This is a genomic window from Corynebacterium sp. HMSC063A05 (genome assembly GCF_001809695.1).
GTDB classification, from domain to species: Bacteria; Actinomycetota; Actinomycetes; order Mycobacteriales; family Mycobacteriaceae; genus Corynebacterium; species Corynebacterium amycolatum.
The window spans coordinates 407,009-432,575 of record NZ_KV798496.1 but is presented as its reverse complement, the minus strand read 5'-3'; the positions used below and the strand labels follow the sequence as shown (position 1 = coordinate 432,575).

The following is a 25,567-nucleotide window of genomic DNA, read 5'->3' as shown; positions in this document are numbered from 1 at the left end:
CGGCGCGGTGCTAATCGACGGACTTTTGACGGCGACCGACCAGGATGCCAGCACCGAAGATTAGCGCGCCCAGGATTGCGCCGGTTCCGGCGACTGCGGCGGTTTGGAGCGGGGAATTGGTCGCGGCCTGCTGAGTCTGCACAACTTCGTCGAGCCCATTACCGGAAGCGTTGGACTTTGCGGAAGCCTTGCCAGATGCCTTGGATGCGCCGCTGGCCTTGGACTCTCCGGTCTTGGAGGCACCGGCCTTCACAGCTTCTTCGCGTTCCTTGGCGGAGCCACCGACGCTGAGATCCGTGGCCGTGTCCTGGCTGCGGTCGGAAGAACCATGTGCAGCAAAGGTGTAGAGTGCGCAGTCATTTTCGACGCAGTTGGCGGCCGAGGTGACGGCCTCGACATTGAGCGTGGTAGAGAAGCTTCCGTCGGAGGACATCTGGGAGGTGCGGACAAACTCAGCGGCGGAGAAAGCATCAGCGTTGGTGGTGGAGAACTTGTTCTTCTCAGCCACTGCGACGTAGATGCCGTTGCCGCTGGTTTTGAATCCGGTGCCGGAGACGGTAATTGCGGTGCTGCCCGATGGGTTCAGTTCCGTGGTGGACAGGCTTACCGCCGGGGTTCCGGTCGAGGAGCTGCTGTCGTTGGAGCTGCTGGAGCTGCTAGAGCCGCTGGAACCGGTGGTGCTACTCGACCCACTAGACCCTGTGCTGCCACTGGCGCTGGAGCTTGCGCTGCCGGCGGACTGTGAGGAGCCACCGCCGGACGGCAGGGTAGCGTCCTGCTTAGCAGCTCCGCCGGCAAACGATACTGCTGTCGCTGTGTCCTGGCTGCGGTCGGAAGAACCGTGAGCAGCAATGGTGTAGACCGAGCAAGCGTTCTGCATGCAGTCTGCCGTGCCAAACTTCGCGCTGACCGGAAGATCCACGCTGAAGCTGCCGTCGGACTTCAGGTTGCCGCGAGAGGTAGACACAAACTTGGTATCCGGGCCGAAGGAATCGGCGTTGGTCACATCCATCTGGTCATTTTGCGCGATACCGACGTAGATGCCCGGTCCAGAGGTCTTGAATCCCTTGCCTTCAACTCGAATGGTGTCGCCGCTCGGGTTCAAGTCTGAGGTCTTGGACAGGCTCACCAATGCGCTACCTCGTGACTGCGACGGTGACTGTGCGCCCGAACCAGTGCTCTGGCCACCACTCGGTGCCGCGCCGGTGGAACCCTGCGATTGAGCAGCCTGGGAAGTAGCACCCGCCTTGAAAGTGATGGGGACCCACTGGTCATTGCTGCGGTCAGAAAGATTAGGGAACGCAGTAAAGGAGGCTACGTAGCACTGGGTGGAGGTGCAGTCGACATCGCCAAAGCTGGTCGCGACTTTCATCTCCTGCGTAAAACTTCCGTCAGCGCCGACCGTGACCTTGGCCGCTTCGCCATAGGTCGAGGGGTAGCCCGACTTTGGCTTCTCGATTGTCTGGGCCAGGTAAATATTTGCGTTAGCGGGGTAGCCGACTCCCTTGATGGTCACGGTGGCGCCGTCGGAAAGATCAGTGGCAGGGGTCACGGAGAGCTGGCGCTCAGACTGATCGATGCTACCGCCGAGAAGGTCACCGATGCCGGGGAGCGAACCGCCGAGCTGTCCAATCGATGGCAGCGACTGTGCCGATGCGGGGACTGCGGGTAGAAATCCCGTACTCACTACGATTGCCGAAGCTAGAACAATAGAGCGGGGAAGCAGGCTCCGTCGGAAAGCGCCCTGCGTCGTGGACATGTAAACCTCTGATTCTGTTTGGGAGTTCCGGCGCAGGCACGGCGAAAAACAAGCAACCCCACCGCGCTGACCAGAGTAAAGCGTAAACTAAGGCAAGCCTACCCTCCGCGTATTGGTAAGGGCAATAAATGCCCCTGCCGAGGTGAGGAGGGGAGCTTTCTAGTCTGCTGCTTCTGCGACGCTCATGAGATAAGAGATGGTCATGCGTTTGATTTCCTGCACCGTCAGCTCGTAATGAGCTTCCCGTTCAGCATCACTTCCCGGATGGTCAACCGCATAATTCAGCAGGGCGTACGTCGCGTTAATCATGAGGTCGGAGATGAAATTCAGTTCCGCATCGCTTGACGACGGCACCAGCGGGCGCAGCACCTTTGAAATCTCGGTGACCAGGCGTGCCTTCGTATCTTCTGCGGTCGCGCGTGTAGCGGGCGTCGATTGAACGGCCAGCCATACGGCTCTTCTAGAAACGTCCTCGCGCCACAGTTTTGCCAGGTGGTCGATGAACTCCGAGAGAAACTCCGGCCATTTCAGGGTGGGGACTGTTTCACCGAAGCGTGAGACTTCCTCAATGACGGCCTCGGTGTCCTGACGGTCGAGCTCGCAGATCATCACATACTTGTTTGCGAAAAATTGGTAGAGCGTGCCAATGGGGATATCGGCAAGGCGAGCGACTTCGTCGAAAGTGAAAGACTCAAACCCGTGCTCGATGAGCACTGTGCGTGCCGAGCTGAGCATGCGTGCGTACCGCTCTCGGCTGCGTTGTTGAGCCGGAGTGCGACGGGGACGAAGAATATTCGGTGCGTCCTGGGATTGAGTCACTACTACGAAACCGTCTAATCGGGATGATATGAGATGAGAGTTTGGGGCCGGGGCCAGAGCAGGTCTTGCGACAAGCTAGCTGTCGGAAGCCTGTGATTCCACGCCCAAATCACGCAGTACTCGCTGGACGTGCCCCTTGGCACGAACGTTGTACCAGGCCTTTTCAATTTCTCCTTCGGCATTAACCAGGAAAGTCGAGCGGATGACGCCCTGGACAACCTTGCCGTAGTTCTTCTTCTCGCCGAAAGCGCCGAACGCGGTCATAGTTTCTTTGTCCGGATCGGACAGGAGGGTGAAGTTCAAGCCGTGGTCCTCACGGAAGTTTGCGAGTTTTGCCGGCTTGTCCGGAGAAATACCTACAACAGGAATGCCGGCATCGTTCAGGGCTGCGGATTCATCGCGGAAGTCGCATGCCTCAGTGGTGCAGCCTGGGGTGTTGGCCCGCGGGTAGAAGTAAATCAGCACTGGCTTGCCCGCGTAGTCCGACAGAGAAACCTGCTCGTCGGCGTCGTTGAGAAGAGTAAACGCCGGGGCAGGATCGCCAGCTTCCAATCGGATGTTGTTCTGGCCGTATTCTTTGTCGCTGGAGGAAGAAGTAGTCATGGCTTAATCGTATCGACTCTGGAGCGGTGCGTGGCGACTCTGAAGCAATGCATTGAGTTTTTCCCGTGCTCGCCCACGTTGCTGTAGCGGAAGTGTTAGTCTTTTAGGCGAACAATCACTTTAGATATTCAACTTTTTAGGGAGTTTACGTGGCTCGCAGCATTGAAGATATCCAGCGCGATATTGAGCGTAACCGTAACCAGCTCGCCCGTACTCTGGATGAGCTAACCGTGCGAACGAATCCGAAGAACGTTGCGGATGACGCAAAGACCCGTGTTTTCGATGCTCTGAATGAGCCTAAGGTGCAGGCAGCACTGGGTGTCGTTGCCGCACTCGTTGTTGGCGGCATCGCAATGGGCATTCGTCGTAACCGCAATCGCAGCAAGGAAATCGACCGCATTCGCGAGATGATTGAGACTGCTGCTAAGTAGTTTTCAGTAATTAGCGCACGTGCTTCGGGTGGTTACCTGGGGTCGTGCGCTTTTGCGTATCTAATCCCTTTTTGAGTCAGGCGTGGGGCACAAGTTGGCGACTGCGCTTGTTATGCAACAAAAAGACCGGGAAGGTATTTCTACCTTCCCGGTCTGTATCGTGCGCCATCAGGGACTCGAACCCCGAACCCGCTGATTAAGAGTCAGCTGCTCTGCCAGTTGAGCTAATGGCGCTTACTGTTTCCTGCTTGGTGCTCTCTGTGTGAGCTCCTCCCCGGCAACGAGAAGATATATAACCAGGTTTCTGATTGTTTGTAAAATCGGCTGGTCAGGTGCTGTTTTTGAGCTGACGTTTTTGCATGTTTTTTGAAGGGTTTTGCGCAACCGTTTGAAAAAAGTTCAAAAAAAGTTTGAAAATCCTCAAAGTGGGGTGGGGTTGTATCAAGGTCATCAACGCCGGGAGCGTGCATTGATGCCGTAGGTACGTTCGGTGACGTTCGGCGGTGTTTAGTAACGTCCGGTAACGTCCGGTGGCACTTTTGAATAGCGAACTGATTACTTTTCGGTAACGCAGCCTCAAAGGTGCATCGTTTTCCCAGGTCGGTTGAAGTGCCCCGGTTTTTGGGGGTTGCACAGCATTTTTCCAGAGGGTTAACTGTAGGAACCGTTGGGCTACTTTGCGTGCTGCGCCCTGTGAAGAGTTGAAAACTGCGATCGGGCAGTCATTACGGCTTTTTCAGCTAGGGCGGGCGTTTTATCGGCGGCTAGTGCCGTTGCAGGGTAGTCTGACCTTTTTCGAGGGCGCACCAGGGGCTGTAGCAGGACTCCGCTGTGTGTCACAGTGTGTCCCCGGGACTTACTACTTAATAATTGCACTGTTGGAGTGAAGCACGATCATGCGGCAATCTTTTAAGCGCCTGTCGACGGCGGTGGTGACATTTGCGGCCACCATTTCGCTAGCTGCTTGTACCGTCGGCGGCGATAATGCCGAGCAGCAAGAGGCGGAGAAGTCGGACGTTGGTCTTGTCGCCAGTGTGAAGGACGATGCCACCGATGTTTCGGTGGTTGACCCGATTTCGGTTCAGGTGGAAGGGGGGCATCGCCTGGACAAGGTTGTTATGACCAACCCTGAGGGCAAAGAGGTAAAGGGCAAGCTCGACTCCAGTGGTACCAAGTGGACCACTGCAGAACCCCTGGGCTACTCAAAGACCTATGAGATTAACGCCACCTCAGGCACAGAAAAGCTGGCTACTTCTTTCACCACTATTGAGCCGACTTCTCAGGTAAATGGCTACCTGTCCCCACTGGATGGTTCCACCGTGGGTGTCGGTCAGACTATTGCCGTGAAGTTCAGCGCGAGTATTTCGGACCGCAAGGCCGCTGAGGAAGCAATCAAGGTGACCACCGAGCCTAAGGTGGAAGGCGCTTTCTACTGGCTGAATAATAGCGAGGTGCGCTGGCGTCCAAAGGAGTACTGGAAGCCGGGTACCAAGGTTACCGTGAAGTCCGACATTTATGGCACGGATCTCGGTGACGACATGTACGGTGCGGAGTCCGCCGAAACCAGCTTCACCATCGGTGATGAAGTCATCGCTATCGCTGATGATGCGACGAAGACCATGGTCATTAAGAAGAACGGTGAAGTCGTAAACTCCATGCCTATCTCTATGGGGTCTAATGTTCACCCGACTCCGAATGGCCAGTACATCATCGGTGATCGCAACGAGACTATGGTGATGGACTCCCGTACTTACGGCCTGTCTCTGGATAACGGTGGCTACGTCACGCCGGTTAACTACGCAACGCAGATGTCTTACTCCGGTATCTACGTCCACGGTGCACCGTGGTCAACATGGGCACAGGGCAGCGTCAACCAGTCTCACGGCTGCATCAACGTCACTGACGCCAACGCTAAGTGGTTCCTGGACAACACTAAGCGCGGTGACATCGTGGTTGTGAAGAATACGGTTGGCGAGACGCTCTCCGGTGTTGATGGACTAGGTGACTGGAACATCCCGTGGGAGACCTGGAAGAAGGGCAACGCCGACGAGACCAGCTCTTGGTAACCCCCTGTCCTCTAAGTGAGGCCATCACTTAAGTCACACGGGTTAGACCGCTTACTATTCATCCAACATTCCCAGCTCCTGCGCCCGAGCAACAGCCGCGGTGCGGGAGCTGACGTCTAGCTTGGTGAAAATATGCACCAGATGCGACTTCACAGTCGCTTCAGTGAGCACCAGCTGCTCTGCAATTTTTCTATTCGACATACCCCGCGCGACCAACTCGAGCACCTCGAGTTCGCGCGGGGTTAGTGCCGTATTGGGATTGCGCATCCGCCCCATCAAGCGCCCGGCAACCTGCGTGTTCAGCACGGTCTCGCCGCGAACGGCGCGACGGATGCCATCGATGAGTTCTTCCGGAGCGGCATCCTTCAGCAGATAACCAACTGCGCCAGCGGTGACAGCGCCGAGGACATCGGAGTCCGAAGAATAGTTGGTCACCACCAACACCTCCGGAGCCTTCACGCCGCGCCCGGCGAGTGCGCGGATGGCTGCAGTGGCATCAACTCCGCCTGCGCGGGAAGCGGTGCCAGGGGCCTCGCCAAAGCGAAGATCCATGAGTACCAGATCGATGTGGTCGCAAGAGTCGTCGTCAAGCGATGCGCGCACCTTCTCGACCGCGTCGTCACCGCTGGCAGCCTCGCCAACCACGACGATATCCGGCGCCGATTCAACGACGGCGCGAAGACCAGCGCGCACGATGGGATGATCGTCGGCGATGAGGACTCCGATGGGCTTGGTCACCTGGCTATCTCCTCGGGTGATGTGAATGGTCGTTTCCTACCTGCATACCAGGCGCGGGACTTTAAGAGGCGAGCTCGTGCGGGATGCTGACGCTGACACCGCAGCCGCGCCCAGGTTCCGACTCGATGGTGAAGGTGCCGCCGAGCTTTTCCACGCGTCGGCGCGCGTTGGCGATACCCACGCTGTCGTCGTTGGTTGGTGCGGTGGGGTCGAAGCCGATGCCGTTGTCGACGCAGTCGAGCAGAACCTCGTCGGGCTGATAGGTCAGAGTGACGCGACAGCGCGTGGCGTGTGCATGCTTGACGACGTTCGCCAAGCTCGCCTGGGCCACCCTGATAATTGTGGCTTCGACGGTGGCCGGCAGTCGCGTGGGTGTGCCGTCAACGCAGAAGCTGACAGCATCGCCCAGCACCGTGGAGGAGCAGACTTTCTCCAACGCACCGGATAGGTCAGCCCCTTCGAGAGGAGCCGGCTGAAGTGCTGCGATAATGCGCCGAGTTTCGGCGAGGTTGTCGGCCGCGACCTTGCGAGCGAGCTGCAGCGAATCCACCGAGGCCTGGTCATGCTGAGTGGGAGCACTTTTCATGCGAGACTCCACCGAATGCAGCAGCAGCTGGATGGAGGAAAGCCCCTGCGCCACGGTGTCATGAATGTCGGCTGCGAGGCGTGCGCGTTCGTTCAGCTCACCGGCACGACGGGACAGTGCTTCCGAGTGGGCGCGGGCAGCCGAGAGCTCCTCCAGCGCCTTGGTCTTTTCGATAGTCTCCCTCTGCAGCAGCCGAAACCCCAGCCCCACCGTGAGCACAAATGTCCCGCCGAGGATAGGACCGAGGACCCCACCAAAAGCCAGGGGAGTGTGGACGGCTATAGCGCCGATTGCCGTCGCCGTTGTCGCCGCCACCATGATTACAGCCGTAAGGCCGCCAGTGACCTGCAAAATTACGAAAAACAGTGGGAAAACCAGGAACGAGGCGTCCAGCGTTGCAAACGCCAACGCAGCCCAGCACAGCAGCAGGATCACAAGCCAGCCCAGTAGTAGGCCGTGCGGTTTAGTCAGTGCGACCTCGTTGGCTACGTTGCCATGCCGAGCCCGACCAATCGGCCCGACCGAACCTGCTATGTACACCGCTAGAAAACACACCGCATAGGTGATGATTCGCCACTGCGGGTCCGGAACCACGCATACCGCTAGCAGCACCAGCACCAAAACATCCAGGGCAAACCGCAGTAATTGCCAGTTGCGGTTCAGGGTCTCAGGAGTATCCACGCCCTCGAGCTTAGGACAGTTCCACCTGCCAAAACACCGCTGACGAGCCGGAATTGTCAACATCAACCGAAAGTTGGAGACGAAGTTCAACCTCCCTGGCGATTAAATCCTCCTTTGAATCCACGACCATAATGAGTATGTACCAGTCAATGAAAGAACTTCGGGCCGCTCCAGGCCGTGCGGCACTAATCACCATCACCGTTGGCATGATTGCTGTGATGGTCGTGTTCCTCTCGGCTTTGGCTGCCGGCCTGTCCTCCCAGTCCGTTTCCGCACTTGACGAGGTCTACGGCAAAAACGATGCCGTCGTCGTCGCTGAGGGGGCCACGTCGTTGTCGTCGTCAAGCATGGGCGAGACAGTGCGAAAGGGCATCCAAACGTGGGCGAACGATAATAACGCCGCCATCCGCGATGTCTACGTCAGCCGTGCACGAGTCGATGAAACGCCCGTCACCGTCATCTCCGATTTTTCGCTTAACGACGACCAGGTGGCCGTCACCGACGGCGTTAGTGAAACCGCCATTGCGGAAGGTGACTCGCTGACCCTGTCTGGCGCGATGGGCGATTATAAGGCCACGGTTGCACGACTGGTGGGGGATAAGTGGCTGGACCATCAAGCAGTCATTTATGCCGGGCGCGGTGTGATGGAAGACCTGACGCCGGGGCAGATGGTGCCGGCGGCGATGGTTGTCGACGAGTCTGCGGCGCAGCTGCCGAATGTCCCGGAAGGAACCATTCTGCGCGACGGCGAGCGCAACAACCTGTCGGCTTCCTACCAGGGCGAGCAGACTTCGCTCAACGCGATGACCTCGATGCTGTATGTCATCTCCGCGCTGGTAGTAGGCGCATTTTTCACCGTGTGGACCGTTCAGCGACTCCGTGGTGTGGCCATTTCCTCGGCGCTCGGTGCGTCCCGCTCCGTGCTGGTGGCTGACTCTCTGGCACAGGTCCTGGCCGTGCTAGCAATCGGAGTCGGCGGCGGCGTGGCGGTGACTGCAGCGGCGGGCTGGGCTCTGCAGAGCGCCAACGTCATGCCGATTGTGGTCGATGCTTCCACGACCGTCGTGCCGGGGCTCGTTCTCGCTGTGACCGGCGTAGTTGGTGCGCTGCTGGCACTGGTGCCGGTATTTCGCGTCGATCCGACCACCGCACTGGCGAACGCATAGTGGCAATCTGAGAAAACGACTTTCCGCCAAAAACATCCCGTACAACCTGCACGCCCTGCACAACCTGCACAACCAGCAACTGAGGAATTGAGGACAAAATGACTACCTACATCGACAACAACGCTCCCGTGGCACTGGCGCTGAAGAACATTTCGTTGACCGTCCAGGACGGTGAAAACAAGCGCACCATTTTGGATGACATCTCGCTGAAGATTCGAGCTGGCGAGGTAGTTGGATTGGTTGGTCCATCGGGTTCCGGTAAGTCGACTCTGTTGACCATCGCAGGTTGTTTGAAGAGCGCCGATACCGGACATGTCACGCTGTACTCCACCAAGCAGGACTCGAACGGTGCAGGCGCGGACGAGAGTGCGGAAAGGACGGCCATTGACCTGAGCGCTCGCGGCGCGGATGCTGCCAAGGTTCGTCGCGAACATATCGGTATCGTCTTCCAGCAGCCGAATCTTCTACCAGCCTTAACGGTTAAGCAGCAGCTCATCGCAATGCGGCGGCTGGGCCGCGTCTTCGGTTGGCTCGCGGGTGGCCGTCGTGAAGCGGAGAAGCGCGCCGATGAGCTACTCGAGGCAGTCGGCCTGGCGGGGCTGGGAAACCGTCGCGTGAACCAGCTTTCCGGTGGTCAGCAGGCACGTGTCAATGTTGCGCGCGCACTGATGAATGAGCCGGAAGTGCTGCTAGTCGACGAGCCGACCGCGGCCTTGGATCAGAAGAGCGCAGGGGCCGTGACGCAACTGATTATGGATGTGACGCGGAAGATGGGTGTGGCCACCCTGTACATCACCCACGACCTGGGGCAGCTCCACGGTGCCGACCGGATCGTGGAGATGATCGACGGCAAACTGCAGGTATCGGATGCAGGTTTGGTAGCTACTCGGTAGTGACTGTGGGGGGGGGATAAGTAGCAAAAGGACCCATCCCGGCGACACGCTGGGTGGACACACTTTGTCTATTAACCCGAGACCCGCGTGGTAGGCGGACACACAAAAACCCTCGGCCAGGAAAAATCCTGGCCGAGGGTTCTACTTGGGGTGACTGACGGGACTCGAACCCGCGACACCCAGGATCACAACCTGGTGCTCTACCAACTGAACTACAGTCACCATTACCGCATTAAATGAGCTGTTTTCTCAGTTCATCTCTGCAGCGAACTATATGGTAGCCCACAGTGGGCTGGAAACAAAAACAGCAGGTCAACCCGGATAAAATTGGAGAGGGTTAGGGTTTGGGGCCGTCGTAAAGCGAGCTAGCCGCGAATTTCACCGTACTTTTCTGTGGATTCCTTGCTTGCGGCGGAAACAGCGTCGGCATCGGGGCCAGGGTGGGGCAGAAGCATGGCGCGGCGGTAGTAGTCCAGCTCGCGGATCGACTCCTTGATATCTGCGAGAGCTCGGTGAGCGAGACCCTTTTCTGGAGCGCCCTTGAGAACCTGGGGGTACCAACGGCGGGCCAGTTCCTTGAAGGAAGAGACATCAATCATGCGGTAGTGCAGGTGCTGATCGAGCTCTGGCATGTAGCGGTGGATGAACTTGCGGTCGGAAGCAATCGAGTTTCCTGCCAGCGGAGCGGTGCGGGGCTCGGGAACCCACTGGTGGATGTAGTCCAGAACAGCTTGTTCGGCGTCGGCGACATTTGTCTTGCTTGCGCGTATTTCCTGATCCAGGCCGGACTTTGCATGCATCTTGGTGACGAAATCGTCCATCTGTGCCAATTCAGTCTCGGACGCGTGCACGACGATGTCCACACCTTCTCCAAGCACGTTGAGGTTGGCATCGGTGACGAGAGCCGCGATTTCGACAATGACGTGGCGCTCGGGCTCGAGGCCTGTCATCTCGCAGTCAATCCACACAATCCGGTCGAGCTCAGGGGAGAGCTGGAGATCGGGATTGGGCTGAGCCATGATTTCACCTTTCGCTGAGATTCGGCATGTTTCTGCAGTGCGCCTTATTTTGTGCCCGGACTGGGCTGCGGGGCGCGTGTTGACTACGCCCAGCTTAGCGATGTGGATTGTGATGTGGTTTAGCGTGCCGATTTTGAGGCGGATTGTGGGGAAACGAAATTAACTGGAAAGTGAGGTTTTAGAATTGGACAACGGGGCATGAACTAAATCGACCTATTTGCCTGATAAAATTACTTCTGAATTCGGATTCCAACGGGAGAAATAGTTACATGGATGAGACGAGCCGTGTTGGCGACGCTGCTCAAAGCAACACCGCGGCACAGAAACCATCCGTCGATGATGTCATCATTGCCGCTGCTCGTGAGAGCGTAATGACTGTGGGCTTTCGTAGGACTTCGATTGCAGAAATTGCTCGCAAGGCAGGGGTTTCGCGGCCGACTGTATATCGCCGTTACGCCGATATTGGCGAGCTTCTCGCGGAAGTGACCAACCGCGAAATCCTGCACATGCTTGAGGGGCTCCGTTATGTCCCTGGCGATTCACGCGCTCGTATGTTGCTGCGTATTCGAATCGTCGTTCAACGCATCATCGAAAGTGACTTTTTCCCTGGCCTGGTCAAGACAGATCCCGACCGCGTCTTAGAAGCGCTCACTGGAGAGATGAGCGACACTCAGCTGGAGATTGTGGAGAAGTTCATTCTCCCCGGTGTCCGTCACGGGCAGGAAGATGGCACTATTCGCGAGCACGACCCATATCAGTTGGCACGCAACATTTACCGTCTGATTCAGACGATGGTGCTGGTGTGGCGTCCGGATGGAAAGGATGCTGCGCTAGACAAGAAATCTGTCGAAGAGGTTGTCGACATGGTTGACCGCTACTTGCGTCCGGATCCCGCGGATAACAAGAAGGACTAAAAGGTAAAAACCCGCCTGATGCTGGTATAAAACCAGGCCAGGCGGGTTATTTTTGCGCCCCCAGAAGGATTCGAACCCTCGACCAATCGGGTAGAAGCCGACTGCTCTGTCCACTGAGCTATGGAGGCCAGCTAAGAAAAGCATTGTAGCGTCTCTGGCACAGCCAATCACAACCGGTTCTAATCCCAGTGGTGTTACCGGTTCTGCTCTAGGGAATTTGGTCGCTAAGCTTAGGGCTATGACTGCCACGACCAAGGCCGAGACCTCTCCGCCTGTTAGCAAGGATAAGAAAGTCCGTAAATCTGCTGGTTGGTACGTTGTTTTTGTGCTTATCGGCGGCGTTCTAGCTGGTTTGCTCTCGATGGCGTTCAACATGGATTCGCGCGCCACGTTGGGCATTCCTGATCCGGGCACAATCACTACCTTCGGGTTTCCGTTCGCCAAGGCGACCGGTGAGTTGCTCGCTTGTCTCGGTGTCGGCTCGTTTATGCTCGCTGCTTTCGGTACGAAGCAGCGTGCCGACGGCACTTTGGGCCTCGACGGCTACACGGCATCCCGTACGGGTATGTGGGCCATGCTCGGCTGGGGTCTCATGGCGCTGATGGAGATTCCGCTGGTTCTCTCCGATGTGTCGGGCCAGCCGCTGTCAACGACGATTCAGCTGAGTAACTGGGCTGTGTCTTTGGAGCAGACCAAGGAGGGCTTGGCGTGGCTGTGGGTAGCTATTTTTGCGGGCATTGTGGCGCTCGGCTCATCGCTGACTCGTAAATGGATTTGGCAGCCGGTGTTCTTCGCCATCAGCTTGGTGTCGATGATGCCGCTGGCTGTTGTGAGCCACAACGCCTCCGGTGGTGCGCATGACTACGGCACCAACTCCTACATCTGGCACTTGACTTTCACTGTGTTTTGGGTCGGCGGTTTGATGGCGTTGGTTGGCCACGCGCGTCGTCGTGGTGAGTGGATGCCAGAGGTCGTGAAGCGCTACTCCTTCGTGGCGTTGGTTGCATTCATTGCAATGTCTGCCTCTGGCTTCATTAACGCAGCCATCAATATTGACTGGTCTGACCTGGTCAGCAATAACTACGGCATCATGGTGCTGGTCAAGGCGGTGCTCACCATCTTGCTGGGCCTGTGTGGCTATGTGCACCGCAAGATCACCATCCCGGAGATTGAGCGTGCCCAGTCGAATCGCCCGTTCTGGCGACTGGCCATTGTTGAGGTCATCATTATGGCGCTCACGATTGGCGTTGCCGTGGCCCTCGGCCGTACTCCGCCGCCACCGAATTTCTCTGAGCAGGCCGGTGGTGAGGGCCTGCCGTCCATTACGCAGATGCAGGTCAAGCTCGGCTACAACCTGGAGATCCCATTCGGCTGGGAGGCCATGTTCACGCAGTGGCGCTTTGACATTTTCTTCGGCTCTGCCGCGATTATCGCCGCATGGATTTACCTGTATTGGCTCTACTTGCTGAAGAAGCGCGGCGGTACCTGGCCGCTGTCCAACACTCTGTGGTGGCTCGGCGGTTGCGCAACTTTGCTGTTTACTTCGTGCAGCGCACTGGGTGTGTACATGCCGGCTCTGTTCTCTGTGCACATGATTGCCCACATGCTTTACTCGATGGGCATTCCGGTCATGCTGGTGCTGGGTGGTCCGGTCACGCTGGCGTTGCGTGCGCTGAAGCCGGCTGGACGTGATGGTCTGCCGGGTATTCGTGAGTGGCTGGTGGTCTTCATCAACAACCCGGTGTCGCGTTTCCTCACGCACCCGGTGGTGGCGACGGTGCAGTTCGTTGCAGGTTTCTACCTGCTCTACATGACACCGATTTACGACTTCCTGGCCGATGAGCACGCAGGTCACGTGTTCATGAACATCCACTTCCTGATCTCGGGTTACATCTTCTACTGGGTCATTATTGGTGTCGATGCCGCACCGCAGCAGATTGCGCCGTCGGTCAAACTGGTCACGCTGATGGGGTCGCTACCGTTCCACGCTTGGTTCGGTATTTCGCTAATGCAGTCGCAGCAGGTGCTCGCCGAGACCTACTACGCCAGCCTTGATCTCCCGTGGGCAGTCAATCTCTTGGAAGATCAGAATGTCGGCGGTGCCGTCGCGTGGGCTGCCGGTGAGGTTCCGCTCTACATCGTTACCGTTGCGCTGTTTGTGCAGTGGCGACGCTCTGACGAGAAGGATGCAGCACGCTACGACCGTGTCGCAGACCGCAACAACGATGAGGAGTTGGCTGCATACAACGAAATGCTCGCTCGCATGAGCCAGCAGGTCGGTGTCGGTGGCGAAGATGAGCGCGACTACTACACCTCAGAGGTTGACGCGCAGCATCCGGTGCACATGGACAATCCGATTGATGCCTCGAAGAGGCGCGGAAGGTAGCGTCGTTAAGCTGATTTCGTTCGCTTGACGACGAGGATTGCTGCGACCTCGCCCCTCACCTTCATATGAAGCCTGTGGATAGTTGTATTTTAGACGAAATTATCCACAGGCTTTTTGTTTGCCTCTTTCGCTTGCCTCCCGGAGCCGGAAAAGTAGTTGGCACGGCACGAATGAGACATCTTCGGATTATTCGGCCGCAGTAGGTAAACGCTTTCTTTTGGGGGAGGAGCCCGATGTCTGAGGCAGTTATTACCGTGGTGGGCAATGTGGTCCATCATGTGGAAAATCGAAATACCAATTCTGGGGCAAAGGTCTGCAAGTTTTCTGTGGCATCCAGCAAGTCATGGAAGGGGGAGAATGGTTGGGAGCAGTCGGAGACGTCATATTTTGATGTTGAATGCTGGGGCAAACTAGCCGAGAACGTGAATAACACGGTGTGGAAGGGCCAAGCCGTTATTGTCCACGGTCACGTTCGTACGGATCGTTGGGAGGGCGATGATGGTACGAAGCATCAGCGCCAGAAGATCATTGCTAAGGCGGTGGGGCCGAATCTGCGTCGTCACCTGGCGACGGTCAAGACTATGACTGAGAAGCCGCATGAGTCGCCGACGGGTCTTGGTGAGGCTTCTGCTGGGGAATCGGACGCCTCGGTTACCGAGACAGTGCGTACATTCAGCGCTGGTGCTGGCGACGCTAGTGAGGCTGGGAACACAAGTGCAGCTCGTGCTGAGCAGCAAGAAATGGCTGGTGCAGGAGCTAGTGCGCCGTTTTAGTGACGGAGTTAGTTGGCCAGTTCCAGGCAAGGAGTTAGTTGGCCGTTCTAGAGCGGATTAAGGGGGGTGCCGCTAAAAGAGGGGAGGGGTATTTGCTGCATGTGAGGTGACGCTGCTGAGAAAGGGGGAGGGATCGCATACGATTCGGCAGCGTTATCTCGCAGCTAGTTTTGCTAGTAGCCTGGCAGAGACTTTGGTGGGAAAGGATTGCGGGTACGCCCATGTAGATTGTGCCTTTTGGTTCCTATGCGTAACCTCTACAGGGATTGCTTATTTCCTTTTTACGAGGGGACGAAATTCCATCATGGGTGAGTTCATCTACCAGATGAAAAACGTGCGCAAGGCGCACGGCGATAAGGTTATTCTCGACAACGTCACCATGGCGTTTTACCCGGGCGCAAAGATCGGCGTGGTCGGTCCGAACGGCGCAGGTAAGTCGTCGATTCTGAAGATTATGGCTGGCCTGGATCAGCCGAGTAACGGTGAAGCTTTCCTGGAGCCGGGCGCCACTGTTGGCATCCTGCTGCAGGAGCCTCCGCTGAACGAGGAGAAGACCGTTCGCGGCAACGTCGAGGAGGGCCTCGGCGACATCTTCGAGAAGAAGGCTCGTTTTGAAGCCATCGCCGAGGAGATGGCCACCAATTACACCGACGAGCTCATGGAAGAAATGGGCAAGCTCCAGGAGGAGCTCGACACTGCTGATGCTTGGGAGCTGGATTCCAAGATTGAGCAGGCAATGGATGCGCTTCGCTGCCCGCCGGCAGATGAGCCGGTTACTCACCTCTCCGGTGGTGAGCGTCGTCGTGTAGCACTGGCTAAGCTGCTGCTCTCCGAGCCGGATCTGCTGCTTCTCGACGAGCCCACTAACCACCTGGACGCCGAGTCCGTGCTGTGGCTCGAGCAGCACCTGGCTAAGTACCCGGGCGCTGTCCTGGCCGTGACTCACGACCGTTACTTCCTGGATCACGTCGCTGGCTGGATTTGTGAGGTCGACCGCGGCAAGCTCTACCCGTACGAGGGCAATTACTCGACTTACTTGGAGAAGAAGGCTGAGCGCCTTGAGGTTGCAGGTAAGAAGGACGCCAAGCTGCAGAAGCGCCTGAAGGATGAGCTGGCGTGGGTCCGCTCGGGGCAGAAGGCTCGCCAGGCCAAGAACAAGGCCCGTCTGGAGCGCTACGAGCAGATGGTGGAGGAAGCCGAGCAGTACAAGAAGCTCGACTTCGAAGAAATTCAGATTCCGACCCCGCCGCGCCTGGGTAACCAGGTTGTTGAGGTCAAGGACCTGGAGAAGGGCTTTGATGGCCGCGTCCTGATTAAGGACCTGTCGTTCACCCTGCCGCGTAACGGCATCGTCGGTGTGATTGGCCCGAACGGTGTGGGTAAGTCCACCCTGTTTAAGACCATCGTGGGGCTGGAGCAGCCGGATTCCGGTGAGGTCAAGGTCGGGCAGACTGTTCAGCTCAGCTACGTTGACCAGGGCCGTGAAAATATCGATCCGGAAAAGACCGTCTGGGAGGTTGTCTCTGATGGTCTCGACTACATCGTGGTCGGCCAGAACGAGATGCCGTCTCGTGCGTACCTGTCTGCCTTTGGTTTCAAGGGCGCGGACCAGCAGAAGCCGTCGAAGGTTCTCTCCGGTGGTGAGCGCAACCGTCTGAACCTCGCGCTGACCCTCAAGCAGGGCGGAAACCTTATCCTCCTGGATGAGCCGACTAACGACCTTGACGTCGAAACCCTGTCTTCGCTGGAAAACGCACTGCAGAACTTCCCGGGCTGTGCCGTGGTCATTTCTCACGACCGTTGGTTCCTGGACCGCACCTGTACCCACATCCTCGCATGGGAAGGCAACTTCGAAGAGGGCAAGTGGTTCTGGTTCGAGGGCAACTTCGAGGGCTACGAGAAGAACAAGATTGAGCGTTACGGCGAGGAGGCTGCGCGCCCGTCGCGTGTCACTCACCGTCGCCTGACCCGCTAATCTGTTTCCCGCGAATCTGGTTTTTGCCAACGGCAAAGCCCGGAACAGTGTGGACTGGCTCGCACCAGTGCACAGGTCCCGGGCTTTCGCGTTATTTGCAGGCTCGTAGCTCCAGAAAACGCCTATAGTTCTGGGTATGACTGAATCAGCACCATTTCGTACCAACGTTGCTATCCGCTGGTCTGATTTCGATCAGTACGGCCACGCTAACAACACCGCATTCCTGGAATACGCCCAGCAGGCTCGTCTGGACTTTGTTATGCGCGGTCTCGGCGGCGGGGCAGGGATGCCTGCGGCAGTGGTGCGTCGCCTGGAGATCGACTACGTCCGCGCTATCTTGCCGGACACCCAGGAAGTTGTGGTTGAGACCGAGATCATCAACTTCGGTCGCACCTCTTTCACACTCCGCCAGACTATCTCCGACCAGCATGATCACATCGTGGCTGTGCTTGAAACCGTGATGGTGATGTTTGATCTCAAGACTGCGAAGGCAGTCGAGCTCTCCCCGTCTGCACGCCGTGAACTGGAGCGTTTTGCAGCTCCCGCAATCGAGGACAACAAGGAAGACCAGGACAAGTAATTCGCCGTGACCACTTCTCATCCCGCTGCCGAGCTGACCTTCGGCACTCCCGATGCCCTGAAGAATCTGGGCGTCCTAGCCCATAAGGCCTACGCCCTCGACGAGAACACATTGCTTCGCATCCGCGCACGAAAGACCACCACCGTCGCCGGTATCAGTTCCTCGCCCGAGCCCACCGCTGCGCCAGCAATGTCACAGGTATGGGTGAAGACCCCGATCGGCCCGCTCGCCATGCGCACAATTGCGCTACATGCGCTTCCCGACGACATCATCGTCACTGCCGCGGAGATTAAAGACATCGCAGTGCGTGCCTTCGCGCAGGCAAAATCATCCGACGATGCGGAGGACAAGGAAGCTTCGCTCACCGCGCTGCCGTACCGGGTGCATGCGCAGTCGGCGTCCTCCTGGCCGGGATTCTTGCCAGTTCCGGAAGGATGGCAGGTTGTCGACTATGTTCCGGCCACTGCTTTCCGGACTCTCGAGAAGCAGGGGCGCGCGGTCGCGGTGGAATCTTCCGGCCCCATGGGTATGCCGCCATCTCTGCTAGATCAGAAGGTTCTTACTGTCAGCGGCGAGGCCGGTGAAGCCACTGTTGACTCAGGGGAGGGGCAGTCGCAGGAGACGTCGAAAAGCGTGGTGGACGTGACCATGCGGGATGTGTTTGCGCTGTGTGCGATGGGCTTCATTCCGGAGCAACCGGATGAAAAAGAGCCGGTGCGCGTGTCCACGAAGGGACGGTGGCACCGGCTGGATGGGCGGTTTGGCTCGATCTTTACGCTCGAGTCCTTTGGCGTGCTGCCGCTGCTGAACTAGCGGGGTAGGAGCATAATTCCTACTGCGCGTCGAAGCGGTTGATGAGCATGTCAGCGACCTGCACCATGTGATTCCACATGGCTTCGCGTTGAGGGCGGGGGAGCTCTTCATCGGAAATGTCTGCGAGTGAGGCGCTCATGATCTCCAGCCAGCGGTCGCGTTCGGCTTCGCCGATGGAAAACGGCATGTGGCGCATGCGCAGGCGCGGATGACCACGCTGTTCGCTGTACGAACGCGGCCCGCCCCAGTACTGGACGAGGAACATGCGGAGTCGATCCTCGGCGCCCTCCCAGTCATCGCTGGGGTACATCGGGCCGATGAGGTCATCGGAACGCATACGCGTGTAAAAGCCATGGACGATGCGATTGAAGACATCCTCGCCGCCGACGGAGTCAAAGAGCGTCTGAGAAGTTGTCATGGCACCAAGTCTATCGACTTGATGCCACGAAAACGATAACGGCCAAAGTGCCGGTCGAAATCACTTGCTACTTCGCGTCGAACTCGCGGGCACGAAGAGCGAGCTTCACCAGGAACTGCTGCTCAGAGATGATGCGCTTGACCGGCGACGCAGTCTCATCGCTGTCGAGCAAGCACTGAGCGGCCGCAATTGCCGACTCGCTGATCTCCCAGGTGGGGTAGAAGCCCTCGAGCAGAGTCTGGGCCGTCTCGGAGGAGAACTGCTTCCACCAGATGTTGGCAACGGCGAAGAAGTGCTCCGACAGCGAAGTCGCCGACTGCTCCGCGTTGATGGTGGCGCGGGAGTCGTCGTCAAGCGCCTGTGCGAGCACCTCACCCGAGCCCGGCGCGTTGAAGCCGGCCAGCAAGTGGCGAATGACAAGGTTCGACGGGGCATCGTTGCCGGAGACCGTCGCCTCTGCCCAGACGCGGGACTTGTTGGCGAGCGTCGGCACAGAGGCGCGGCAGGCGATGGCGGCCTGCGCACCTAGTGCCGAGTTGTCGGTCTTTTCAAGCTTTGCGATGGCTTCCTCGCCCTCGAGACCGGCGGAAACCAGCGCCTTCAGGGCGCGCCACTGCATGTCGGTGTCTACCGCGACAGCTGGGAAACCAGCCTTGTCTGCGTCACCAGCGTAGATGGCGCGCAGTGCGTCAACGACGTCGCTATTCGACGAGCCCACGGTGGTCAAAGCGTTAACGAAAACCAGGGCGCGGTCGGCGTCGGTTTCCTTCTTCGCGTTGTCCAACAGGCCTTGAGCCAGCAGGTCGCGGCCGGTGGAATCAGCCCACTGTGGATCGGCGTAGACGTTGACGGCGCTGACCGCCTGAGCGATGACGCGCTCCAAGACGGAGAGCTTGTCCTCGCCCGGGATGCCGCGGAGCACCAGGTTGACGAAGTCGCGAGCGCGCATCTGGCCTGCGCGAACCATCTGCCAGGTCGCGGACCAGCACAGTGTGCGTGCCATTGAATCGGTGAAGGCGCCGATGTTGTCGATGACGGTGGCAAGCGAGCCTTCGTCCAAGCGGATCATGCTGTAGGTGAGGTCGTCGTCGTTAACCAGCACGACATCGCCGACTGGAGTGTCGACCAGCTCTGGGACTTCGGTGCGTGCACCACGGACGTCGATTTCCACGCGCTTGGTGCGCTCGAGTACGGCATCCGATCCGGTGCCGCGCAGGTTGTAGATACCCACGGCGATTCGGTGATCGCGGAGTTCTCCGGCACCCGGCTCGGCACCTTCCTGTGTGACTGCGAAGGAGGTGTACTTACCGGCCGACTGGCGGAAGTCCGGTGCCAGGGTGGTGATACCGGTGGTGGTCAGCCACTGATCGGCCCAGCCAGACAGATCGCGACCGGAAGCCTCGGAGAGCGCGTCCAGCAGGTCCGCGAAGGTGGCATTGCCAAAGCGGTGACGGGCAAAGTGCATACGAGCACCGGCGAGGAAAGCATCCTGACCAACGTAGGCGGCCAGCTGCTTGAGGGTGGACGCGCCCTTGGCGTAGGTGATGCCGTCGAAGTTCTGCTCGACGGTGTCAATGTCGCTGGCGTCGGCGGCAATCGGGTGCGTCGACGGTAGCTGATCTTGCTTGTAGGCCCAGGCCTTTTCGACGTTGGCGAAAGTGGTCCAAGCGTGGCTGTAATCGGAAACCTCGACCTGAGCGGCGGCGGCCGACCAGGTGGCGAAGGACTCATTGAGCCAGAGGTCATCCCACCACTGCATGGTGACCAGATCGCCGAACCACATGTGAGCCATCTCATGCAGGATGGTGTCGTTGCGGCGTTCGTAGAGGTAATGGGTGGGCTTGGAGCGGAAGACGTACTCGTCGCGGATGGTCACACAGCCGGCGTTTTCCATCGCGCCCATGTTGTACTCCGGGCAGAAGATCTGGTCGTACTTACCGAACGGGTAGGGCTCGCCGAAATGTTTGGCGTAGAAGTCGAAGCCCTCCTTGGTCTCCTTGAACAGAGTGTCAGCGTCGAGGTACTCGGCGATGGACTGGCGGCAGTAGAGCCCCAGTGGAATGGTCAGCTCGCCCTCCGGCTGGTGTTCGGCAGGGGTTTCCGGGTGCGGTGCGACAGTGCCGGTCCACGAGTCAGCGACCTCGTACCATGGGCCCGCACAGACTGCGATGAGATACGTCGACAGGGGAACATCCACCGAGAAGTCGAAGGTATCGGCCTCATTGCCGTGGACATCGGTGGTGGCGCCGGTCTTGGCCACCGAGTTGGAAATAACCTTCCAGCCCTTCGGTGCCACGACGTGGATTGAATACGTCGCCTTCAAATCCGGCTGGTCAAAGCAGGCGAACACGCGCTTGGCGTCGGCAGTTTCAAACTGCGAGTACAGGTATGTTTCGCCGTCGGCAGGATCCTGGAAGCGGTGAATTCCCTGGCCGTTGTTGGTGTAACGGCAGTCCGCGTCGATAACGATGGTGTGGTCACCTTCGGTCAGATCCACGTTAATGCCGGTTTCGCTGGCATAGCGAGCGGCCTCCGTAGCATCGACGCCGTCGATGGTCACACTCTTGACGACTGCATCACGCAGGTCAATAAAGGTGGAACCAGCGCGCTTCGCCGTCAGAGAAATTGCGGTCTTGGAAGCGAATGTTGGTGCACTGTGCGGCCCACCGACAGGTGCGGTAGTGAGGTCAAGAGAGATGTCGTAGTGGGACACCTCGAGCATGGCCGCACGGTCGGCAGCCTCGGTCCTGGTTAGGTTCGTGGAAGTCATGCGACAAGTGTAACCACGACCCCGGATTGGGAACCGGACAGTAGTGGGGTGGGCGGGGCGACCTCGATTTCCTCGCTCATTCCACGTCGATTGGGGCGGTCGATTGGCTGTCGCATCGGCGGTCGATTGGGCGAGATTTTGGCTTCTTCGGCATGCGAGCAAAACCGATCGTGAATACACTTCGTTTCATGTACGAACTCAGTGATGATGCAAGCAAGGTTGAACGGGTCAACGCGGCGTGGGATCGCATTGAAGCAAAGCTTGGCGACGACGCCCTGGAGGCCCCGGCGACAGAAGCGGAACTGGATCAGCTTGAGGCTGACCTCGGAGTAAAGCTGCCAGACTACGTGCGAGCTTCGTGGCTGCGGCACGCGTCTGTGGACGGTGAGCCGTGGGACGGCGGCTGGATTGCGCCGCCGAAGTCGATTCTGAACGACTACAAGCTGTGGACTCAGCTGCAGGCAGACGGCGAGTTCGATGATTTTGAAGCCGAGGGGATGGATAGCGCCGACTCGGATGGCAAGTGGTATCACGAGGCATGGATTCCGCTGGTCATGGACTTCGGCGGAAACAACTACTGCCTGGACATGCGCTCGGGGAAGATGGTCTCCATGGACCACGAGGTGGGGCCGGAGTTCTTGGACTACGCAGATTGGCCCGCCTACCTGGAGGCTGCTGCTGATTCCTTGGAGGCCACGGGCTTGCCCTGGAACGGCTAGGTAAGCAATCTGGACGGTGCCCGATGGGAGAGCCAGTTAGCACCGGGTCCGGTAGAACTTCGGACCCATTCGAATTCATGCATGCGAGCTGAAAAACTCCACCCTATAGTCGTTGATAAGTCAATCAATGATTTAGGAGGACTTTCGCATGAGCAATCGAGACAAGGTCACTTTCTACTTCGACGTTTCCTGCCCGTTTTGCTGGGTGACATCCCGCTGGATTAAGGAAGTCGAAAAGGTCCGCGACATCGAGGTCGAGTGGAAGCCGATGAGCCTGTCAGTACTCAATGAAGGCCGCGACGAACTGCCGGAAGAGTACAAGTTCATGATGCAGTGCAACTGGACCCCGGCACGCCTGTTTAATGCAGTGTTCTCCCAGGATGGTCAGGAGGCCGTCGACAAGCTCTACACCGCGCTGGGCACGAAGATTCACAACGAAAACCGCATCGATCGTCATGCGCATGTCGACGAGCCGGAGCACGCATTCGACGAGCTGATTAAGGAAACCCTCGCAGAGGTTGGCCTGCCGGAAGAGCGTCTGGCCCAGGCTCTGACCACAGAGTTTGATGAGCTCATGCGTGAAAACCACGCAGAGGCCATGAAGGAGGTCGGCAACGACGTCGGCACTCCGGTGGTCAAGCTCAACGACGTTGCCTTCTTCGGTCCGGTGCTTACCCGTATCCCACGCGGCGAAGAAGCCGGCAAGATTTTCGACGGCTCGGTTGCCGTCGCCAGCTACCCGTATTTCTTCGAAATTAAGCGCTCTCGCACTGAGGATCCGCGCTTCGACTAAGAAACCTGTAGCAGCTGGGGTGTGTGGCTAAGAAAACTGAGCGGCCCCAGCTTCGGCATTCTGCCCGGTAGAGGCCTGCCGTTCTTCTTCGCTCATGGCAGCCCACCGTGGCGGAATGTAGATGCAGGTCGGATCGGATGCGGTGTAATCGCCGGTCAGTGCATACGCAGTGGATCGGGACCCACCGCAGACGCTGTGGTATTCACAGACGCTGCACTTGCCGTGCCAATTATCAGGATCACGAAGGGCCTTGAACGCCGGTGAGTTCGAATAGATTTCTTGGAATGGTGTTGCCTTTACATTGCCGCAGTGAAGCGGCAGGAAACCATTGGGGTAGACATCGCCGATGTGGTCAATGAAGGCAAAACCTGACCCGGAATTGACGGCCATCGGGGAGCGCGGTCGGCGTGGCTTTTCCGGCACAGAGCCGAGCAGCTTTGTCGTTTCTTCGGTCAAGTAGCGGTAGAGCTCGCCGCCCTGATAGGACGGCAGCCCTTTTTCTTTCGCTTCCTCCTGCTGCATGACGACGCGCCGATACTGCGGCGCCTCCGTCGTCTTAATGGCAATTCGGTTGGACACATCCGATAGCCAGTGAAGAACATCCTCGCGTTCCTCCGGCGACAATGCGCCCAAATCTGCGCCGCGACCAGTGGGGACGAGGAAAAAGACGTACCACATCTTGGCTTGCATCTCCATGACGGTCTTCAGCAGCGCTGGTGCCTCATGGATATTTCCCTTGGTCAGGGTCGAGTTGATCTGCAGTCGGTAACCGGCCTCGTTGATGTGCGGAGCCATCTCCAGCGTCTTTTCAAAAGTGCCTGAAAAACCACGGAACTTATCATGGGTCTGGGCGGTCGCGCCATCGAGCGACATCGACATCGCCTTACCGCCAGCCTCGCGCAGGGACTGAATCCGCTCCGGCGTCAGCCGCGGCGTCACCGATGGCGACAGCGACATATTCAGGCCGTGCTCAGTGCCGAATCGCACCAATTCTTCCAGGTCATCACGCTCAAAAGGATCGCCGCCGGTGAGCACCACAAGAGGCTTCGGCTTGCTATACGACGCCAGGGTCTCTAGCAGCATCTTGCTCTCGGTGGTCGAAAGCTGGTGCGGATGCGACTCATGTTGCGCATCAGCGCGGCAGTGCTTGCAGACTAGGCCACAAGCCCGCGTGACCTCCCAAATGACGATAAATGGCTTCTTGTTGATGTCATGCCGAACCGTTCGCACCACCGGTGCGTGATGATGCCCATGGGAGCCATGAGCTTCCGGATCGACTTGGAAGTGAGCTTGCGGCGCAGGAGACACGGTAAAAGCACCCAATTTCCGGTTTCGAAGACATGCTGAGACGCAAATACAGTCACTTTTCACCCTATTCGGCTGCGCAGGAGACGTCGTCAAGCAATACCTAAAACGGGTGCAGACACCGTTTAATCCGTGGGAACCGCTAGACTTGCTGCCATGCGTATTTACCTTGGTGCAGACCACGCCGGTTTTGAGATGAAGAACCTGATTAAGGCCCACCTGGAAAAGGCTGGCCACGACGTCGTAGACTGCGGCGCTCACACCTACGACCCTGCAGATGACTACCCAGCATTCTGCATCGAGGCGGCTTCCCGTACCGTCGCCGATCCGGGCAGCCTGGGTATCGTGCTCGGCGGTTCCGGCAACGGCGAGCAGATCGCCGCTAACAAGGTCAAGGGCGCTCGTTGTGCGCTGGCTTGGTCGGTGGAGACCGCAAAGCTCGCCCGCGAGCACAACAACGCTCAGCTGATTGGCCTTGGCGGTCGTATGCACTCTGAGGAAGAAGCCCTGGCCATCGTCGATGCTTTCGTCTCCCAGCCGTGGAGCGAGGAGGAGCGCCACCAGCGCCGCATTGACATCCTCGCAGAGTACGAGAAGACTGGCGTTGCCCCGGAGCTGCCGGAGGCTTAAAGGGTTGTTGTTCGCTATCTGTTGATAGGAATAAAAGGGTCTGGTTCCAGAAAACTCTGGAACCAGACCATTTTTATGTATAGGCGGAGTATGAATTGTCGTATGACAATTCCAGAAGCGCATCGTCGAGTAACTGTTGTGCTATTCCCCGGGTTCGAGCTCTTGGATGTATTTGGACCGGTTGGCCTTTTTGGCCATGTCCCAGAGATTGAGGTCGAATATGTCGCCAACATTGCTGGTCCGATAACCAGCGCTCAGGGGGCGCAGGTTATCGCCACACGTTGTGCCGCTGACCTCGAAACGGTCGATATTCTTCTAGTTCCTGGCGGAGCCGGGAGTAGAACACTAGTTGAGGATGCAGAGTTTTTGGACTGGCTCAACAACCTCGGATCCCGGGCGCGGTTAGTGGCATCGGTTTGCACAGGTTCCGCACTGCTTGCTGCGGCTGGGCTTCTTGAAGGAAAGCGGGCAACTAGTAATAAGTTGGCTTTTGATTGGGCTACCTCGTTCGGAAACGAAGTGACGTGGGTGAAAGCGGCTCGATGGGTTGAAGACGGAGATCGCTGGAGCTCATCAGGAGTCGCAGCAGGTATGGATATGGCTGTTGCTTTAATTAGCAGCATCCTTGGCAAGGAAGCTGGTCGATTCGCCGCCAGAAAAATTGAGTATCGGCCCCAGACAGACGGCACTGTAGATCCTTTTGCGGATTTAGCGAAATAGCGGCGCCGGG

Annotated in this window: 23 protein-coding genes and 3 tRNA genes; 14 read left to right on the top strand and 12 right to left on the bottom strand. The window is 58.1% G+C overall.

Annotated elements, in window-relative coordinates:
• Window positions 1–10: 10 nt before the first annotated feature.
• The 3 genes from HMPREF2651_RS03640 to bcp all read right to left on the bottom strand — a co-directional run bounded on the left by HMPREF2651_RS03640 (window position 11) and on the right by bcp (window position 3,181).
• On the bottom strand, window positions 11–1,759 hold the full coding sequence (locus tag HMPREF2651_RS03640; protein WP_038628042.1) for a neocarzinostatin apoprotein domain-containing protein: 1,749 nt from the start codon (window positions 1,757–1,759) through the stop codon (window positions 11–13).
• Between the two features lie 159 nt (window positions 1,760–1,918).
• On the bottom strand, window positions 1,919–2,578 hold the full coding sequence (locus HMPREF2651_RS03635) for a TetR/AcrR family transcriptional regulator (RefSeq protein WP_038628044.1): 660 nt from the start codon (window positions 2,576–2,578) through the stop codon (window positions 1,919–1,921).
• A gap of 75 nt (window positions 2,579–2,653) precedes the next feature.
• On the bottom strand, window positions 2,654–3,181 hold the full coding sequence (bcp, locus tag HMPREF2651_RS03630; RefSeq protein ID WP_038628046.1) for a thioredoxin-dependent thiol peroxidase: 528 nt from the start codon (window positions 3,179–3,181) through the stop codon (window positions 2,654–2,656).
• Between the two features lie 149 nt (window positions 3,182–3,330).
• Here bcp and HMPREF2651_RS03625 point away from each other — a divergent pair, with 149 nt between their 5' ends.
• Window positions 3,331–3,612, top strand: a complete 282-nt coding sequence (locus tag HMPREF2651_RS03625) for a DUF3618 domain-containing protein (protein WP_038628049.1) — start codon at window positions 3,331–3,333, stop codon at window positions 3,610–3,612.
• A 161-nt stretch (window positions 3,613–3,773) separates the two neighbouring features.
• Here HMPREF2651_RS03625 and HMPREF2651_RS03620 read toward each other — a convergent pair.
• A tRNA-Lys gene (locus HMPREF2651_RS03620) sits at window positions 3,774–3,846 on the bottom strand.
• A 662-nt stretch (window positions 3,847–4,508) separates the two neighbouring features.
• On the opposite strand from HMPREF2651_RS03620, the gene HMPREF2651_RS03615 reads away from it, so the two are divergent.
• Entirely contained in the window at window positions 4,509–5,678 is a 1,170-nt protein-coding gene (locus HMPREF2651_RS03615; RefSeq protein ID WP_070585975.1) for a L,D-transpeptidase, read from the top strand.
• Window positions 5,679–5,732: 54 nt separating this feature from the next.
• Here HMPREF2651_RS03615 and HMPREF2651_RS03610 read toward each other — a convergent pair whose 3' ends face one another.
• Window positions 5,733–6,416: a LuxR C-terminal-related transcriptional regulator gene (locus tag HMPREF2651_RS03610; RefSeq protein WP_038628053.1), complete on the bottom strand. Its 684-nt coding sequence runs from the start codon at window positions 6,414–6,416 to the stop codon at window positions 5,733–5,735.
• A gap of 61 nt (window positions 6,417–6,477) precedes the next feature.
• Window positions 6,478–7,683, bottom strand: coding sequence for a sensor histidine kinase (locus tag HMPREF2651_RS03605; protein WP_070585974.1), 1,206 nt, complete (start codon window positions 7,681–7,683; stop codon window positions 6,478–6,480).
• 149 nt (window positions 7,684–7,832) lie between these two features.
• Here HMPREF2651_RS03605 and HMPREF2651_RS03600 point away from each other — a divergent pair, with 149 nt between their 5' ends.
• Window positions 7,833–8,849: an FtsX-like permease family protein gene (locus HMPREF2651_RS03600; RefSeq protein WP_052155632.1), complete on the top strand. Its 1,017-nt coding sequence runs from the start codon at window positions 7,833–7,835 to the stop codon at window positions 8,847–8,849.
• Between the two features lie 98 nt (window positions 8,850–8,947).
• The gene (locus tag HMPREF2651_RS03595; RefSeq protein ID WP_049182018.1) at window positions 8,948–9,742 is read left to right on the top strand and encodes an ABC transporter ATP-binding protein; all 795 of its coding nucleotides are present in this window, start codon (window positions 8,948–8,950) and stop codon (window positions 9,740–9,742) included.
• A 146-nt stretch (window positions 9,743–9,888) separates the two neighbouring features.
• Here the strand turns inward: HMPREF2651_RS03595 and HMPREF2651_RS03590 are convergent.
• Together HMPREF2651_RS03590 and orn are read right to left on the bottom strand one after the other, a co-directional pair.
• Window positions 9,889–9,964, bottom strand: a tRNA-His gene (locus HMPREF2651_RS03590).
• Window positions 9,965–10,107: 143 nt separating this feature from the next.
• The gene (gene orn / locus HMPREF2651_RS03585) at window positions 10,108–10,761 is read right to left on the bottom strand and encodes an oligoribonuclease (RefSeq protein WP_038628062.1); all 654 of its coding nucleotides are present in this window, start codon (window positions 10,759–10,761) and stop codon (window positions 10,108–10,110) included.
• Window positions 10,762–11,030: 269 nt separating this feature from the next.
• On the opposite strand from orn, the gene HMPREF2651_RS03580 reads away from it, so the two are divergent.
• Window positions 11,031–11,675, top strand: a complete 645-nt coding sequence (locus HMPREF2651_RS03580; RefSeq protein WP_038628064.1) for a TetR/AcrR family transcriptional regulator — start codon at window positions 11,031–11,033, stop codon at window positions 11,673–11,675.
• A gap of 55 nt (window positions 11,676–11,730) precedes the next feature.
• Here the strand turns inward: HMPREF2651_RS03580 and HMPREF2651_RS03575 are convergent.
• A tRNA-Arg gene (locus HMPREF2651_RS03575) sits at window positions 11,731–11,803 on the bottom strand.
• 110 nt (window positions 11,804–11,913) lie between these two features.
• On the opposite strand from HMPREF2651_RS03575, the gene HMPREF2651_RS03570 reads away from it, so the two are divergent.
• The 5 genes from HMPREF2651_RS03570 (at window position 11,914) to HMPREF2651_RS03550 (ending at window position 18,202) form a co-directional block, all read left to right on the top strand.
• Window positions 11,914–14,061: a bifunctional copper resistance protein CopD/cytochrome c oxidase assembly protein gene (locus HMPREF2651_RS03570; RefSeq protein ID WP_038628066.1), complete on the top strand. Its 2,148-nt coding sequence runs from the start codon at window positions 11,914–11,916 to the stop codon at window positions 14,059–14,061.
• A gap of 233 nt (window positions 14,062–14,294) precedes the next feature.
• Window positions 14,295–14,834: a single-stranded DNA-binding protein gene (locus tag HMPREF2651_RS03565; protein WP_038628068.1), complete on the top strand. Its 540-nt coding sequence runs from the start codon at window positions 14,295–14,297 to the stop codon at window positions 14,832–14,834.
• Between the two features lie 304 nt (window positions 14,835–15,138).
• Window positions 15,139–16,809 (top strand): energy-dependent translational throttle protein EttA, encoded by a 1,671-nt coding sequence (gene ettA / locus HMPREF2651_RS03560; RefSeq protein WP_038628070.1) that lies wholly within the window; start codon window positions 15,139–15,141, stop codon window positions 16,807–16,809.
• A 136-nt stretch (window positions 16,810–16,945) separates the two neighbouring features.
• Window positions 16,946–17,389 carry an acyl-CoA thioesterase gene (locus tag HMPREF2651_RS03555; protein ID WP_016422286.1) on the top strand — a complete coding sequence of 148 codons (444 nt, stop codon included), beginning with the start codon at window positions 16,946–16,948 and terminating at the stop codon, window positions 17,387–17,389.
• A 6-nt stretch (window positions 17,390–17,395) separates the two neighbouring features.
• A complete protein-coding gene (locus tag HMPREF2651_RS03550; protein ID WP_038628073.1) occupies window positions 17,396–18,202 on the top strand; it encodes a DUF8185 domain-containing protein in 807 nt (268 codons plus the stop codon).
• Window positions 18,203–18,221: 19 nt separating this feature from the next.
• On the opposite strand, the gene HMPREF2651_RS03545 is transcribed toward HMPREF2651_RS03550, so the two are convergent.
• Together HMPREF2651_RS03545 and pepN are read right to left on the bottom strand one after the other, a co-directional pair.
• Window positions 18,222–18,620, bottom strand: a complete 399-nt coding sequence (locus HMPREF2651_RS03545; RefSeq protein ID WP_038628076.1) for a globin — start codon at window positions 18,618–18,620, stop codon at window positions 18,222–18,224.
• A 67-nt stretch (window positions 18,621–18,687) separates the two neighbouring features.
• Complete coding sequence (gene pepN, locus HMPREF2651_RS03540; RefSeq protein ID WP_070585973.1) at window positions 18,688–21,390, bottom strand: aminopeptidase N; 2,703 nt, start codon at window positions 21,388–21,390, stop codon at window positions 18,688–18,690.
• A gap of 188 nt (window positions 21,391–21,578) precedes the next feature.
• On the opposite strand from pepN, the gene HMPREF2651_RS03535 reads away from it, so the two are divergent.
• The gene (locus HMPREF2651_RS03535; protein WP_239663083.1) at window positions 21,579–22,109 is read left to right on the top strand and encodes an SMI1/KNR4 family protein; all 531 of its coding nucleotides are present in this window, start codon (window positions 21,579–21,581) and stop codon (window positions 22,107–22,109) included.
• 148 nt (window positions 22,110–22,257) lie between these two features.
• A complete protein-coding gene (locus HMPREF2651_RS03530; RefSeq protein WP_038628082.1) occupies window positions 22,258–22,902 on the top strand; it encodes a mycothiol-dependent nitroreductase Rv2466c family protein in 645 nt (214 codons plus the stop codon).
• Between the two features lie 27 nt (window positions 22,903–22,929).
• Here HMPREF2651_RS03530 and HMPREF2651_RS03525 read toward each other — a convergent pair whose 3' ends face one another.
• Window positions 22,930–24,135, bottom strand: a complete 1,206-nt coding sequence (locus HMPREF2651_RS03525; protein WP_049182025.1) for a TIGR04053 family radical SAM/SPASM domain-containing protein — start codon at window positions 24,133–24,135, stop codon at window positions 22,930–22,932.
• 228 nt (window positions 24,136–24,363) lie between these two features.
• Between HMPREF2651_RS03525 and HMPREF2651_RS03520 the strand changes: the two genes are divergently transcribed.
• Both HMPREF2651_RS03520 and HMPREF2651_RS03515 read left to right on the top strand, forming a co-directional pair.
• Complete coding sequence (locus tag HMPREF2651_RS03520; RefSeq protein ID WP_005511109.1) at window positions 24,364–24,837, top strand: ribose-5-phosphate isomerase; 474 nt, start codon at window positions 24,364–24,366, stop codon at window positions 24,835–24,837.
• Between the two features lie 102 nt (window positions 24,838–24,939).
• Window positions 24,940–25,557 carry a DJ-1/PfpI family protein gene (locus tag HMPREF2651_RS03515; RefSeq protein WP_049182028.1) on the top strand — a complete coding sequence of 206 codons (618 nt, stop codon included), beginning with the start codon at window positions 24,940–24,942 and terminating at the stop codon, window positions 25,555–25,557.
• The last annotated feature ends 10 nt before the right edge of the window (window positions 25,558–25,567 follow it).

What these genes read in the sequence shown, in the direction of transcription:
- pepN (WP_070585973.1), bottom strand. Translation starts at nt 21,390, where the DNA reads ATGACTTCCACGAACCTAACCAGGACCGAGGCTGCCGACCGTGCGGCC.
- HMPREF2651_RS03565 (WP_038628068.1), top strand. Translation starts at nt 14,295, where the DNA reads ATGTCTGAGGCAGTTATTACCGTGGTGGGCAATGTGGTCCATCATGTG.
- HMPREF2651_RS03615 (WP_070585975.1), top strand. Translation starts at nt 4,509, where the DNA reads ATGCGGCAATCTTTTAAGCGCCTGTCGACGGCGGTGGTGACATTTGCG.
- HMPREF2651_RS03600 (WP_052155632.1), top strand. Translation starts at nt 7,833, where the DNA reads ATGAAAGAACTTCGGGCCGCTCCAGGCCGTGCGGCACTAATCACCATC.
- HMPREF2651_RS03595 (WP_049182018.1), top strand. Translation starts at nt 8,948, where the DNA reads ATGACTACCTACATCGACAACAACGCTCCCGTGGCACTGGCGCTGAAG.
- HMPREF2651_RS03535 (WP_239663083.1), top strand. Translation starts at nt 21,579, where the DNA reads ATGTACGAACTCAGTGATGATGCAAGCAAGGTTGAACGGGTCAACGCG.
- orn (WP_038628062.1), bottom strand. Translation starts at nt 10,761, where the DNA reads ATGGCTCAGCCCAATCCCGATCTCCAGCTCTCCCCTGAGCTCGACCGG.
- HMPREF2651_RS03555 (WP_016422286.1), top strand. Translation starts at nt 16,946, where the DNA reads ATGACTGAATCAGCACCATTTCGTACCAACGTTGCTATCCGCTGGTCT.
- HMPREF2651_RS03640 (WP_038628042.1), bottom strand. Translation starts at nt 1,759, where the DNA reads ATGTCCACGACGCAGGGCGCTTTCCGACGGAGCCTGCTTCCCCGCTCT.
- HMPREF2651_RS03580 (WP_038628064.1), top strand. Translation starts at nt 11,031, where the DNA reads ATGGATGAGACGAGCCGTGTTGGCGACGCTGCTCAAAGCAACACCGCG.
- HMPREF2651_RS03530 (WP_038628082.1), top strand. Translation starts at nt 22,258, where the DNA reads ATGAGCAATCGAGACAAGGTCACTTTCTACTTCGACGTTTCCTGCCCG.
- ettA (WP_038628070.1), top strand. Translation starts at nt 15,139, where the DNA reads ATGGGTGAGTTCATCTACCAGATGAAAAACGTGCGCAAGGCGCACGGC.
- HMPREF2651_RS03570 (WP_038628066.1), top strand. Translation starts at nt 11,914, where the DNA reads ATGACTGCCACGACCAAGGCCGAGACCTCTCCGCCTGTTAGCAAGGAT.
- HMPREF2651_RS03545 (WP_038628076.1), bottom strand. Translation starts at nt 18,620, where the DNA reads ATGACAACTTCTCAGACGCTCTTTGACTCCGTCGGCGGCGAGGATGTC.
- HMPREF2651_RS03520 (WP_005511109.1), top strand. Translation starts at nt 24,364, where the DNA reads ATGCGTATTTACCTTGGTGCAGACCACGCCGGTTTTGAGATGAAGAAC.
- HMPREF2651_RS03515 (WP_049182028.1), top strand. Translation starts at nt 24,940, where the DNA reads ATGACAATTCCAGAAGCGCATCGTCGAGTAACTGTTGTGCTATTCCCC.
- bcp (WP_038628046.1), bottom strand. Translation starts at nt 3,181, where the DNA reads ATGACTACTTCTTCCTCCAGCGACAAAGAATACGGCCAGAACAACATC.